The sequence below is a fragment of the Pseudoalteromonas sp. AOP7-A1-14 genome, from assembly GCF_052376275.1.
Lineage (GTDB): Bacteria > Pseudomonadota > Gammaproteobacteria > Enterobacterales > Alteromonadaceae > Pseudoalteromonas.
The window spans coordinates 26,526-39,504 of sequence record NZ_JBQSVO010000008.1; the positions used below are offsets into that span (position 1 = coordinate 26,526).

Genomic DNA, 12,979 nt, shown 5'->3' on the forward strand with positions numbered 1-12,979 from the left:
AGGTTATTACGAACAATATCTCAGTGTTTTTAATGCCGTAGGTGGTGTCTGTAGCTTTTAGCGTCGAGAGACTCGATCTGAACGCTATCATCATACGTATTATCACCTCTACTAATAAATTAAACTACCAGATACATTACATAGATACGACATTCCATATCACTGTTAAGATTAATCCCAGCACCTTGCCTAGGTATATGTATTGGGAAATTAAATTATACCTACCGCATGCTATTCAGTTTCATACCAATTAGTTAAAAACACTTCCTTTAAAATAAATTGCACGGTAATCACCGAGCTGTCTAATTGGTTCGGTGTTTACCTTACGAAGCTTACTGACCATAAATAGTCACCACTACAGCGCCGCCTAAACCAATATTATGCTGTAGCGCAAATTTTGCGCCTGTTACTTGGCGTTTACCGGCCTCACCTCGCAAATGCCAACATAATTCAGCACATTGCGCTAACCCTGTTGCCCCAATGGGATGGCCTTTCGACATCAGCCCCCCTGAGGGACCAACCACAAATTTACCGCCGTAGGTATTATCATTTTTTTCAACTAACTCTATTGCTGCGCCTTCTGCACACAGACCTAAGGCTTCATAATTAATTATTTCGTTAGGCGTAAAGCAGTCATGTAATTCAATAACATCTATCTCTTGTGGGCCAATACCCGCACTATTATATGCTTTATTCGCAGCGCGCTTAGTCATATCAGCACCCACTGAAGAAATTGGATCTTGCCATGACACTTGCGTGTCTGTCGTCATGGTTTGAGCTAGGATCTTCACGCCATGCGATAGGCCATTTCGTTTGGCAAACGCTTCGCTACAAATAATCGCAGCTGCCGCTCCACAGGTTGGTGGGCAAGCCATAGTACGCGTTAAGTAGTTATCAAAAATAACTTTATCATTGAGTACATCAGCCATTGTTAATGGGGTATTAAACAACGAGTACGGATTATTGACAGCGTGAGAGCGAGATTTCACAGCCACTTTGGCAAATAAGCTCGCATCTACATGATATTTTTCCATATAATGACGCCCCGCACTGCCAAATGCCCTTAAAGCGATAGGCCCTTGTGGTACATTAAATTGCTCATAAACAGGCTCAACGCGATCAAATGGGCTTTCTCTATCTTGCCAATGTGACACTAACGCCCCCGGTTGCATTTCTTCAAAACCGAATGCAAGTGCACATTCAACTTCACCAGACAACACAGCTTGCCTTGCTAAATATAGCGCTGATGAACCACTTGAACAATTGTTATGAACGTTGACGATTGCTATACCACTTTGAATAACATCATAAAAAGCATGCTGTCCAGATGTACTATCACCATAAATATAAGCTGCGAATGCTTGCTCGATTTGTTTGGCGGTAATACCTGCATCTTTCACTGCCATTTTAATCGCATTAGCAGCCATGACACGATAAGGCTGATGCTGACCTGGCTTTTGAAACTTGGTCATGCCTACACCTGCAACAATTACATGGCTCATATTTATTCACTTTTATTATTGTTAGTTATTAGCAGTGTACTACTAAAAGAGAGAATATCGAGCGCTTTAAATTTAGCAATATTAAAATATAAACATAACAAGTAAGCAGCAAAAGATGACTGGTGCGAAACAGCCATTTTTCATTCCAGCGTTGAAATATAAAATTTAAAAATAGCGTTTTAGCTTTTATATAATGCTGGTTAATTCAACAGTCATAATTCTGCAATTAAAATAGCGGATAATTTCTATCCGATTTAACTGATGATGAAAAGACGTTCCGCTGAAATGACAGTTTCTCAAGTGCATTTAAATTTTGCACTGCCTTCTTTTGAAGGCCCATTTTCTACTGCTATGGCTCATAATACCATTTATGACGGCTTACCTATTGCTGCGGATGAAAATCATAATATTCAGTTTATTTGCGAGTTGCCTGATGATGTAAATGAAGGAGATGTTATTTCGTTAAGCGCAACAAATATCACGGCCAGAAATGCGCGCTATTTTGTGCAACACACAGTAACTCAAGGTGATCTCGAAGCAGGGATAGCACCACTCGCTTTTCAGCACATTAGTCATAGTGATAAGTATATACTGCAATTAATGTTGCATGGGTTACATGACACTCTCAAAGACAGTATTGAGTTTGATGCCTTTATTGAAGCGTATGGATCTGGTTATCAACAACATGATACGAGTCAGCAAGGTGCGATGCTCAGTAAAGAGCAATCTTTTAAACAGTTTATCGTAAGTTGCAGCAGCTCATTTTTATCATTTTTTTAATCTGCAAAGCTAATTTTTCCCATAGTGACATAAGGAATACCTTGCTCTGCATTACCAAAACGGCTTTGTCCTCCAGCAAGGCACTCGTTAGCTAAAATAGCAAATAAAACGGCCTCTTTAGCATCAGGGTCAATTCCCAGTGCCTGGGTATTTTTAACCTCACTTAATGGTGGGCATAAAGATAAAATATGCTCCATTAGTAATGGGTTATGAATACCTCCACCACTTGCATATACTGCAATATCAAAAAGTTGTTCGCTACATTGGTTAATTGCTTTTGCAATCATCAACGCGGAAAAACGATTAAGTGTTGCCATAACATCATAATGACTAATATCAAGGGTGTTGCTGATAGCTTGTGCGTTGGTTAAGTAAGCAAGATTGAATACCTCTGGCCCCGTGGTTTTTGGAAAAGCTAAATCAAAAAATGCGTCATTACAAAGCACTTCAAGTAACGAAGTATTAATAACACCTTGCTTGGCAATCAGGCTGTCTTTGTCGTAATGCAATGGTGCAAAATGCGTTTGCACATAAGCATCCATAATCGTATTGCCTGGGCCAATATCAGAGCTAAATACTGCATTCGTATCCGCTGATTTTGGTAAAAAGGTTAAATTAGCAATACCACCCATATTTAATAAAATACGATTTTCTTGATGGCTGGTAAAGAATAAGTAATCACCATATACCGCAAGCGGCGCGCCTTCACCACCGGCTGCAATGTGTTTTTGTCGAAAATCGCCAATCGTCGTAATGCCGGTCGTTACAGCTAAATGATCACTATCGCCAATTTGCAACGTGCCATGGTTAAAATCATCATGTTGATGCTGGCTTTTTGGACAGTGATAAATAGTTTGTCCATGGCTTGCTATTACATCAATATCCTCGGCGGGTACTTGCCATTTAGCTAAGCACTGCTTGACCATAGTGCCATGCAATTTACCGATCCACGGGTTAAGTAAGGTCACCAGCTCTAAGTCGCATTCACGTTTAGCAAACACCTGTTTTATTTTTTGTTTATAGTCATCATCATAGTCAACTGTATCAAAAGCTAAAACGTCTATTTTGGTTTGCATTCCTTGCCCTGAGACTTTGCACAATGCCACATCTAAGCCATCCAGCGACGTACCACTCATTAAACCAATGATCAATTTATGAGATTTTTTAGCGCTTTGATAAAGCTTAGCGATGTGTGGATGCATACGGTGTTACCTCTTGGACGCTGAGAAATTAAATTACACGACAGGAATATTATATATCATTAAATACAAAAAATAAGAATAATTATTGCAAAAATGTAAAATTGCTTTAAAGTTGTTCTATAAGTTTGTTATTTCTGAATTTCAATCTAGGCTACAGGTACACTGTTCACTTTATGAACACAAAAGCGTAATGAATAACAGTTCAATATTAAATTAATCCTTTTATTCAATTTGAATATATAACACAGGATTACCCCTAAGCGCACCCTGCCCGGTGCGCTTTTTACTTTGTACTTAGTGTTTTTTACTTGGTTAAGCTACCTGGCTGTGCAGCTATGATCTTGGTATTTTTTGTCTTCATTAAAGTTAAATAAACACCAACTGCACTGATAGCTAACCCTAATATAGCAGGTACAGTAATTGCCTCACCAAACATTACCCAAGCCCATAACGTTGTTACCGGTGGTGTTAAATAAATTAGACTCGACACCCGTGTTGCAGAGCTTTTCGATAGGATCTGCCAATATAATCCATAAGCGCCTAAGGTAGAAAATAATATAAACCAAACCACCGCATAGACGAAATTCAAACTAATTTCGGGAACTAAACCACCATTAAAGTAAGCAAGAGGCATAAAGAGCGCACTAGTAATTAAACATTGTATAGTGAGCGATGGCAAAATACTCACTTTACTCGGCTTAGCTTTCGCTACAAATGTTGCGATAACTATGCATATCATACTAAGCAACGCTAAAGCGTAAGCAAGCAAAGGTGAGTCGTTTAAGCCACCAACAACAGTGACAGCGACACCAACAAAGCCTAAACAAAGACCTATCCACTGCTTTAAAACAACTTTCTCAGACAACACAATACCAGCAAGTGCAGCAGTGACTATAGGTTGTAATGAAGCAATTAACGCTGCCGTTCCTGGAGAAACCCCCATATCAATTGCTGCGATAATCGTCGCTAAATAACCAAACATAGCAAAGCCACCAATAACACACTGTTGGAGTAAATCCCGTTTAGTTAGCTTCGTTAAAACCTTTATTGAAAAAGGCAGTAAAATGACTGATGTGATTAAAAACCGCCAAAACAACACTGTAAAAATTGAGCCTGTATTAGACGCAAGCGTTCCGCCTATAAAGCCAGAACTCCACGCAACGACCAACCCTATCTCTAAAATCGGCATTGATTTTAACTTATTAAACACATTCACCTCAAAAGTAAAACGATCACTCTACTTGCAAGTGGTAGAGTGATCGTTTTACTATGTCAACTATGAATAAGACTCAAGAAAAAATAGCCACCGCTTTAGAAACTGCTTTCGCTCAACATGGCTTTGCAGAACAAGGCGTTGATGCGCTTAAAGATGCCACCGGGGTGAGCTTAAGAACCCTATACAAATACTGTCCTTCGAAAGAAGCAATGATAGTCACTGCGCTTGAGTACCGACACACTCGGTATTTAAACACTATTTTCACTTCGTCAAATGACAGCCAGAACAACTCAGCAGAGCATATATTTAAGCAAATAGGGTTTTGGATGGGGGAATATGCACCTAGCGGCTGTTTATTCCATAATGCGGTAGCGGCTTATCCAAATAGTAAAGCTTTATCAGCGCTGTTAACTCGTCATAAATTTGAGGTTGCTAACAGTTTAACGACTGCCCTAGATCTCAAAGGCTATGAAGATGAGCTATTACTAATACATGAAGGGTTAACGCAAAGCTGGCCTTTACTTGGCGATAAAGCACTCGTGATTGCAAATAAGTTAGTAAGTGGCTACCTTAAAAATCGGGATGCATAGCAAAATTATCTATTATGATTGTTTTGCTGCGGCATTAGGTAAACGGTGTTCGTGGGCTTTTATTTATAATTCTCGTTGTTACCCACGAACCACTTTCTCTATAATTCAATCACTTCTATCGCACCGCGCTTTTGCATAGTGACAAACAACTTGGTTTGCTGCTCATTAAACGCCACATTAGTTGGATGCTGCCCTTTGAGTTTAAAGGTTTTTAGTATCTTTCCGGCGGGGCTAATCTTTACTATCACGCCAGCGCCGAAACGTGCCACAAAAACGTTACCTTGATTGTCAACGCGCATGCCGTCCATGCCATGATCGTCAAACTTAATAAGCACCTGTTTATTGCTGATATTTAATTCACTATCAACATCATATTGCCAAATAACTCGTTGCACACTTTCATTTACGTAGAGCTTATTATTAGCGTTATTGACCGCAACGCCATTGGTAGTGCCCATATTATCTTCAAGTAATTTAGTTGAGCCGTCTTTATTAATACGCCAGAGTTTACCGCTACTTTTAGCCCAGTTAGGATCGCTGGCAAACAATACACCCGATTTAGTTATCGCAATATCATTAGGTTGGTTCATGGCATCATTATGTGCAAAAACACTGACTTCATGAGAGTTAGCATCTACTTTTAATATGTTGTGATTTACGTAATCCGCTACATACAAATTACCTTGGCTGTCAAACTGCAAGCCATTTCCAACACTGTCATTCGGTAGTTTAACAAATAATGTAGTGCGGCCTCTGCTATCAACCTTGCCAATAGTGCCTTGCTCGGCAAAATTAACCGCATATAAATAGCCATTATGAAAAGTTGGCCCTTCAACCCCTTGCGTAAAAATATCATCACTAACAAAGTCGGTACTTTGTGTTGCGTTAACGCTAAAGCTTAATAATGCAACTGAGAGTATAGAGGGAGCGAAAAGTGTCATGAGCAGTCCTGTATTAATGGTTTAAATTATTGCTGGTGTATATTGCCAAAATTGGAAAATCATCAGCACCAAACGAAATAGTAATGGAGCGTTGCTCACCATCTTCTAGCTTTAAATTATCTGAAAGTCCAATAGGCGAAAGCCGCTTACCATCAGCAAATAATGCCATAATATGATCAGCTTGCAGTATCCGCGAGCCTGTCGCATCATTACGAATGGTCACAACCGCCACGCGCGTACCAGCTTCGCTGCTCATAAGCACAGAGTTAACAAGGGTGAAGTTACTATTTTTCGGGGTTATTTTTGCATCATTTTCAAACATAAACTCCATACCTTGCAGGCTGCCTCGGTCAACCGAAAGTACTTCGTTACTAGCATGTAAAGGGGCTGATATAAGCAAGCTACTCAGCAACACGTTTATACCAATATAAAAATAACTCTGTTTCATCATTTACCCTTCCTTTGATAATTTTTGTACTATGCTTTTTTATCACAGTTTGTTCCTTGATAACAGACTATTGCATCTGAGCAAAAATGATTACCTGAGCAGCTACAAACAAAAAGCGATACGAGATTGAATTAATACTCACCAGCCCTAAGTTATAGTAATAAGTTATCTGCAGACGACGCAGTAAAATAAATACGAAATATGACAATACATTGGATACGGAGCAACACTTATGAGTACGCTAGACAACCAACAGTTCATTCTTAAATCTCGCCCCCATGGCGCCCCCACTCAAGAAAACCTCAGTGTAGAAACAACACAGCTACCTGCATTAGCAGAAGATGAAGTTCTACTGCGTACAATTTACCTTTCACTAGACCCTTACATGCGAGGGCGTATGAGCGATGCAAAGTCGTACGCTGATCCGGTTGAAGTGGGTGATGTGATGGTTGGCGCTACTGTTTGCCAAGTAGAGAAATCACAAAATAGTGAATTTACACAAGGCGAATGGGTGCTTGCTTATACAGGTTGGCAGCAATACGCCATTAGTAATGGCGAAGGACTGATGAAGCTTGGTGAATCTCCCAGCAATCCGTCTTATGCATTAGGTATTATGGGTATGCCTGGGTTTACCGCGTACATGGGATTACTTGATATCGGCGCACCTAAAGAAGGGGAAACCGTCGTTGTTGCTGCAGCGACAGGCCCAGTTGGGGCAACCGTGGGGCAAATTGCTAAAATTAAAGGCTGTAAAATAGTCGGTGTTGCAGGCGGTACTGAAAAATGTACGTACGCAGTTGAAAAGCTTGGTTTTGATGCATGCATTGATCACCGTTCTGATGACTTTGCAGCACAATTAACTCAGGCCTGTGACACAGGTATTGATGTTTATTATGAAAATGTGGGCGGAAAAGTGTTTGACGCCGTATTACCTTTACTTAATACCGCAGCGCGGGTGCCATTGTGTGGCTTAGTGTCGCAATATAATGCCACTGAGCAACCACAAGGGCCGGATCGTATGGGCGCGCTAATGGGGCAAATTCTCACTAAGCGAATTCGTATGCAAGGCTTTATTATTTTTGATGATTATGGCCATCGTTATGATGAATTTGCCACTGATATGCAAAAGTGGCTTAGCGAGGGGAAAATTCATTATCGCGAACATGTAGTAACAGGCTTTGAAAATACCGTATCTGCGTTTAACGATATGCTTGACGGTAAGAACTTTGGCAAAACGGTAGTACAAGTAAATAATCCACTTTAAATTTACCCTGCGCAGCTACGGCTGCGCTTTTAAGGACAACCATGATCAAATTACATCATTTAAATAAATCACGCTCTAAACGTATTATTTGGCTTCTTGAAGAGCTAGACGTTGACTACGAAATTGTTGCCTATCAACGTAATAGCGAAACATTTTTAGCTCCTGATGAGCTCAAAGCGATTCATCCACTAGGCAAATCCCCCGTGATTGAGGACAATGGCCAAATTATTACTGAGTCAGGTGCTATCACTGACTATTTAATAACGCAATATGGTAACGGCAAGTTTGCGCCAAGCCGTGATAGCAAAGACTATATTGATTATCAGCAGTGGCTACATTTTGCAGAAAGCTCTGCCATGGTGCCATTTTTACTAAAATTATTTATTACCAAAGATGGCTGTAAAACTAATTTTATTGCCGACTACGCTGATAATGAAATTGGCAAAATTTTAGGCTACATCAACCTAAAACTTAAAGGTAGAAGCTACTTAGTAGGCGAGCAATTAACAGGCGCAGACTTTATGCTGTCTTTTGTTGTTGAAAAGGTAGCCGAAAGTGGCATGATCAGCCACTTCCCTGAAATTGCCCGCTACTTAGAGCAATTAAAAAGCCATGAAAAGTACCATACAGCAGATGAGCTAGAAGCAAAATACGGTTAAGCCCTTACCAGTGCTAGCTTAAAAGGGGTGTAAAGCCCCTTTACGCTTTATATACCCAAACCTCCTCAATCAACTAACCTGTAGCCTACCGCCGGCTCTGTAAGTAAATGCTTTGGAGTTGCGGGATTCGCTTCAAGCTTTTGCCTTAGTTGAGCCATATGCACACGCACATATTCAGGGCGGTTAATATACTGCTCCCCCCATACATGACTTAATATCGCATTGTGAGTAAGCACTTTGTCTTTGTTTTGCAGCATTAACAGTAAAATTGCATATTCTTTTTTGGTAAGTTTAACTTCTTGCTGCGCGAGTGTAACAGTGTGTTTATGTGGATCAATGGTAATATTGCCGCAGTTTAAAGCTAAACTCGTTTGCGTATTAGTGCGTAATAACACGCGAATTCGCGCCAGTAATTCATTAGCACTAAAAGGTTTAGTTAAGTAATCATTAGCGCCATTATCAAGGGCGGTGACTTTTTCAACTTCACCATCGCGTGCTGAGAGTACCAGCACTGGCAACTGGCTCCACTGCCTAAGTTCCACCAGCCAATCTTGCCCGTCCATATCTTGTAAACCTAAGTCAAGTAACACTAAATCAAAACTTTGTTCGCTTAAAAGCGCAAAACCATCAAGCCCTTTAGCACTCACACTCACTTGATAACCACTGGCTGCTAATAACGTTTTTAAAAAGCTCTGCAGTGGTGGTGAATCTTCTAAAGCTAAAATATTAATCATTTAACTTACTCCATACTAAACAGGCAGTAGCACTTTGTTGCTGCTCATTAATATCTAAAGTAAAACTTCCGTGGTGAAATTTAGCCACCACATCACAAATGACACTGCCTAAGCCAACACCTTGGTCAGTGCTTGATTGCAGTGAGCTTGCTAAGCGATTAGTAATGCACAGTTGATAGTCAACTTGCTGCGCATGTTGCCGATAATGAAAGCTGAGATCCGCGTGACCATCACCATAGCGGCTGGCATTCTCAAACATATTCGCTAAAGCAATTTCAAGCAAGGTGATATCCCCTTCGCAGCTGTCTTGTTCACTTACTTGAGTGACGAGCTGAAAATCAAATAACAGCTGCTGACGTCGCGCTTGCGCTTCGCTGATCAAGGTTTGCAAGCTAATGGCTTGCCACTTTAAGTCTTCGCCCATTTTATTGACCCGACTAAGCTCCATCACTTTATCAAAATGTTCGTTAAGAATTTTACTTTGCTCATAAATATTACGCGCTTGCTCTGCAGCCATTGCCTCTGTGAGTACAATGTTTTCATCCGCGAGCATGCTCGATGCGCCCATGATCGTTGCAAGCGGGGTTCGTAAATCATGCGACAAACTGCGCAATAAAGCGTTTTTAGCTCTCTCGAGTTCTGCTTGCACAGAAATAGCAGCTGACTGTTGGCGTAGCTGAGTGTTCTCATGTGCCTGATATAGCACTGAAATTGCAGTATTTAAAAATGCACTTTGCGCCTCATCAAGCGGTTCTGAGGCTATAAAACCGCCCCAACGACTATCAACTTCACCGATCGCAAAGTAATGTGTTGATTGTGCATTTTGAGTCATTCTAGCTTGTTGCCAATCAAGTTCTATCTGTAAGTGTTGCTCAACTACCGCTTGGAAATAGTCGCGCTGACGGTCAATTTCATCGAGGCCATTTAAACCTTTGGCAAGCTCATACAAACAACTGGTGTTACTGGCATGGCGTTTAATATCACTAATTTTACTTGTAAGTTGACCTGCTAATTGGCTTATCACCAATCCCACGATCAGCATGACCGCAAAGGTCACCATATACTCAATATTTTCAATATGAAAAGTGAAATACGGGGTAACAAAAAACCAGTCTGTGCAGGCCACACTGACTAAAGTGGTAATTGCCGCTACACGACGATTACTGCGCAGCGCCACCAAAGTAACCCACAATAATTGCAGCATCACAATATCTGTGGTGGTAAACCAATCTCGCACCGGAAAAATAGCCAACACAATCAGTATTGGCATTAGTACACTCGCAGCAATTGCACTGAGGTATTGTTTTATCTTCATTTTATCGCTCTTCATAGACTCCCTCTTAGCTTACTGTGATTACTAGGCAGGGACTATAAAGTTTTTATAAAGTTTTTTGCTCTATATATTAAATCTTTATAAAGCTTTGCTTTGCAACGCTGACTTTACTATTTCCTACCGTATATTTAGCGCCACTTTAGTAATTGCTGCTTACCTAGTGTAGGTATTTGATAAGGCGTATTGATGATAAATTGGAAAATCACCTTAAGACTACTCGCCTTTCCAATTATTTGGATGGGGGTTGTACAATTGGTATTTGCCGCCCTTTCATTGTTTATTTTTAAAGATCGGGTTATTGGGGCTTTTCTTATTCCTGCTGCAACAATGCTCTGCGTTGCTTTAGTGCTACTGATCAATTTACGAAAAACGGATTTAACCACAGCAACATTCAGAGATGCACTCATATACGCCACCGTAACCTGGATTATAGTAGGTGTGTTGGGGGCCATTCCAATTTTAGTCGTCACTGGCATTAACTTTAGTGATGCGTTATTTGAATCGATCAGCGCTTTAACGACGACTGGCGCAACTGTGTTATCGGGGCTAGACAACATGCCTCCAAGCTTTTTATTGTATAGACAATTTCTACAATGGATGGGCGGGTTAGGCATTGTAATTTTTGTAGTGGCTATTTTACCTATGTTGAATATTGGTGGCATGAAATTATTAAAAGCAGAAACCCCCGGACCAATTAAAAACGAAAAACTAACTCCGCGTGTTGCCAGTACCGCTCATTATTTATGGGGTGTTTATTTAGCTATCACCGTACTTTGTAGTTTAGCTTATTATGCTGGCGGAATGAGTTTTTACGATGCAATTGCCCATGCCTTTACCACTGTTTCAACTGGTGGTTTTTCGACCCACGATGCAAGTATGTGGTATTACCAAAGCCATTTACTGCTGTGGATAGCTAATTTGTTCATGCTTGCAGGAGCTATTAACTTTGCCTTGCACTTCAAAGTGGCGCATAAAAGAGCCATTGCTAGTTATTATCATGATGAAGAAACACGTTATTTTATTTATATAGTGGCGCTTTTAGCGGTTATTTTAGCCGCTATGCTACTGCTTAAAGACAGCTACTCAGATGTACTTGAAGCATTTAGTTTTTCTACTTTTCATATTATTTCTTTTATTACCAGCACAGGTTATGGCGCAGCAAGCTTTACTGACTGGCCAACTGAGGCCGGTTTTTTACTGGTTATTGCAGGCTACCTTGGTGGTTGTGCAGGTTCAACCGCTGGCGGAAATAAAATAATCCGCAACATTATTGTTGGCAAAATGATTAATAACAATATTAAGCAGTTACTTCACCCAAGAGCAATATTTACACTTAAATATCAAGGCTCGCCCGTTAAAGAAGATGTACGTCATGCAATTATGGCATTTATGACCTTTGCCGCTGGTTCAAGCTTATTATTTACATTAATGCTTATGGCAACTGGCCTTGATTTTTGGAGTGCATTTACTGCGGTAGCAGCATGCGTCAATGTGCTTGGCCCTGGATTTGGTGAAGTTGGCGCTAACTTTCAACCTGTTTCAGATACAGGTATTTGGATACTCTCGGTCGCTATGATCGTGGGTCGGTTAGAATATTTTACTGTTTTTGCACTTTTTACTCACAGCTTTTGGAAAAAGTAACGAAGGAATACTATGGCACATTTTACAGTTATCGGTTTAGGCCGTTTTGGCATTGCAGCAAGCTTGGAGTTGATCCATTTAGGACACACAGTGACTGGCGTTGATAGCAACCCAAAACTCGCCGAAAAATATGTTGAGCACTTATCTGAAACAGTGGTGTGTGACTCAACGGATGAAGCGGCGTTAAAGGAGCTAGATTTAGCAAATAGTGAAGCAGTACTGGTAGCGATTGGCGAAGACATGCAATCAAGTATTTTGTGTACTTTAGCATTAAAGAACTTAGCCGTTGCACAAATATGGGTAAAAGCAGGCACTAAAGCACATCACACAATTATTTCAAAATTAGGGGTTAGCCGCATTATTCATCCAGAGGAAGAAATGGGGGTCCGTGTTGCGCAAGCGCTAAACTATCCAATGGTAAACGATTATATTGCTCTGGGTAATGGCTTATATGTAGTCGAAGTTCATATAAAATCGAACTTACAGGATGTAACGTTAGGGCAATTACTAAAAGATACTAAAGGCGAAATCGATCCGGTGCTGGTAAAACGGGGTAAACAAACATTCATTAAACTCGAGCACGACTTTAGATTGCAGGAGCACGATAGTTTACTATTAACAGGTAATAGAGCTGAATTAAAACATATTGCACCAAGGCTGGTATAAACT

13 protein-coding genes are annotated in these 12,979 nt (G+C 40.5%); 6 read left to right on the top strand and 7 right to left on the bottom strand.

Going from position 1 to position 12,979, the window contains the following annotated elements; all coding sequences use genetic code 11:
• Positions 1 to 332: 332 nt before the first annotated feature.
• On the bottom strand, positions 333 to 1,502 hold the full coding sequence (locus tag ACT3RM_RS02750) for a lipid-transfer protein (RefSeq protein ID WP_441992814.1): 1,170 nt from the start codon (positions 1,500 to 1,502) through the stop codon (positions 333 to 335).
• Between the two features lie 261 nt (positions 1,503 to 1,763).
• Here ACT3RM_RS02750 and ACT3RM_RS02755 point away from each other — a divergent pair, with 261 nt between their 5' ends.
• Entirely contained in the window at positions 1,764 to 2,282 is a 519-nt protein-coding gene (locus ACT3RM_RS02755) for a hypothetical protein (protein ID WP_441995849.1), read from the top strand.
• On the opposite strand, the gene ACT3RM_RS02760 is transcribed toward ACT3RM_RS02755, so the two are convergent.
• Together ACT3RM_RS02760 and ACT3RM_RS02765 are read right to left on the bottom strand one after the other, a co-directional pair.
• Positions 2,279 to 3,484 (bottom strand): anhydro-N-acetylmuramic acid kinase, encoded by a 1,206-nt coding sequence (locus tag ACT3RM_RS02760; protein WP_192542455.1) that lies wholly within the window; start codon positions 3,482 to 3,484, stop codon positions 2,279 to 2,281. The two genes, ACT3RM_RS02755 and ACT3RM_RS02760, sit on opposite strands and share 4 nt — an antisense overlap.
• A 304-nt stretch (positions 3,485 to 3,788) precedes the next feature.
• A complete protein-coding gene (locus tag ACT3RM_RS02765; RefSeq protein WP_192542456.1) occupies positions 3,789 to 4,694 on the bottom strand; it encodes a DMT family transporter in 906 nt (301 codons plus the stop codon).
• Positions 4,695 to 4,762: 68 nt separating this feature from the next.
• Here ACT3RM_RS02765 and ACT3RM_RS02770 point away from each other — a divergent pair, with 68 nt between their 5' ends.
• Complete coding sequence (locus ACT3RM_RS02770; RefSeq protein ID WP_192542457.1) at positions 4,763 to 5,290, top strand: TetR/AcrR family transcriptional regulator; 528 nt, start codon at positions 4,763 to 4,765, stop codon at positions 5,288 to 5,290.
• A 98-nt stretch (positions 5,291 to 5,388) separates the two neighbouring features.
• Here ACT3RM_RS02770 and ACT3RM_RS02775 read toward each other — a convergent pair whose 3' ends face one another.
• Positions 5,389 to 6,231 carry an SMP-30/gluconolactonase/LRE family protein gene (locus ACT3RM_RS02775; protein ID WP_441992815.1) on the bottom strand — a complete coding sequence of 281 codons (843 nt, stop codon included), beginning with the start codon at positions 6,229 to 6,231 and terminating at the stop codon, positions 5,389 to 5,391.
• Positions 6,232 to 6,244: 13 nt separating this feature from the next.
• A complete protein-coding gene (locus ACT3RM_RS02780) occupies positions 6,245 to 6,682 on the bottom strand; it encodes a hypothetical protein (protein WP_441992816.1) in 438 nt (145 codons plus the stop codon).
• 229 nt (positions 6,683 to 6,911) lie between these two features.
• Between ACT3RM_RS02780 and ACT3RM_RS02785 the strand changes: the two genes are divergently transcribed.
• Together ACT3RM_RS02785 and ACT3RM_RS02790 are read left to right on the top strand one after the other, a co-directional pair.
• Positions 6,912 to 7,943 (top strand): NADP-dependent oxidoreductase, encoded by a 1,032-nt coding sequence (locus ACT3RM_RS02785; RefSeq protein WP_441992817.1) that lies wholly within the window; start codon positions 6,912 to 6,914, stop codon positions 7,941 to 7,943.
• Positions 7,944 to 7,984: 41 nt separating this feature from the next.
• The gene (locus ACT3RM_RS02790) at positions 7,985 to 8,602 is read left to right on the top strand and encodes a glutathione S-transferase family protein (protein WP_441992818.1); all 618 of its coding nucleotides are present in this window, start codon (positions 7,985 to 7,987) and stop codon (positions 8,600 to 8,602) included.
• Between the two features lie 65 nt (positions 8,603 to 8,667).
• Here ACT3RM_RS02790 and ACT3RM_RS02795 read toward each other — a convergent pair whose 3' ends face one another.
• Both ACT3RM_RS02795 and ACT3RM_RS02800 read right to left on the bottom strand, forming a co-directional pair.
• On the bottom strand, positions 8,668 to 9,336 hold the full coding sequence (locus ACT3RM_RS02795) for a response regulator (protein ID WP_441834414.1): 669 nt from the start codon (positions 9,334 to 9,336) through the stop codon (positions 8,668 to 8,670).
• Positions 9,329 to 10,666: a DUF4118 domain-containing protein gene (locus ACT3RM_RS02800; protein WP_441834413.1), complete on the bottom strand. Its 1,338-nt coding sequence runs from the start codon at positions 10,664 to 10,666 to the stop codon at positions 9,329 to 9,331. Before ACT3RM_RS02800 ends, ACT3RM_RS02795 begins: the two co-directional genes overlap by 8 nt.
• A gap of 189 nt (positions 10,667 to 10,855) precedes the next feature.
• Here ACT3RM_RS02800 and ACT3RM_RS02805 point away from each other — a divergent pair, with 189 nt between their 5' ends.
• Together ACT3RM_RS02805 and ACT3RM_RS02810 are read left to right on the top strand one after the other, a co-directional pair.
• Positions 10,856 to 12,310 (top strand): TrkH family potassium uptake protein, encoded by a 1,455-nt coding sequence (locus ACT3RM_RS02805; RefSeq protein ID WP_441834412.1) that lies wholly within the window; start codon positions 10,856 to 10,858, stop codon positions 12,308 to 12,310.
• A 12-nt stretch (positions 12,311 to 12,322) separates the two neighbouring features.
• The gene (locus ACT3RM_RS02810) at positions 12,323 to 12,976 is read left to right on the top strand and encodes a potassium channel family protein (RefSeq protein WP_441992819.1); all 654 of its coding nucleotides are present in this window, start codon (positions 12,323 to 12,325) and stop codon (positions 12,974 to 12,976) included.
• The last annotated feature ends 3 nt before the right edge of the window (positions 12,977 to 12,979 follow it).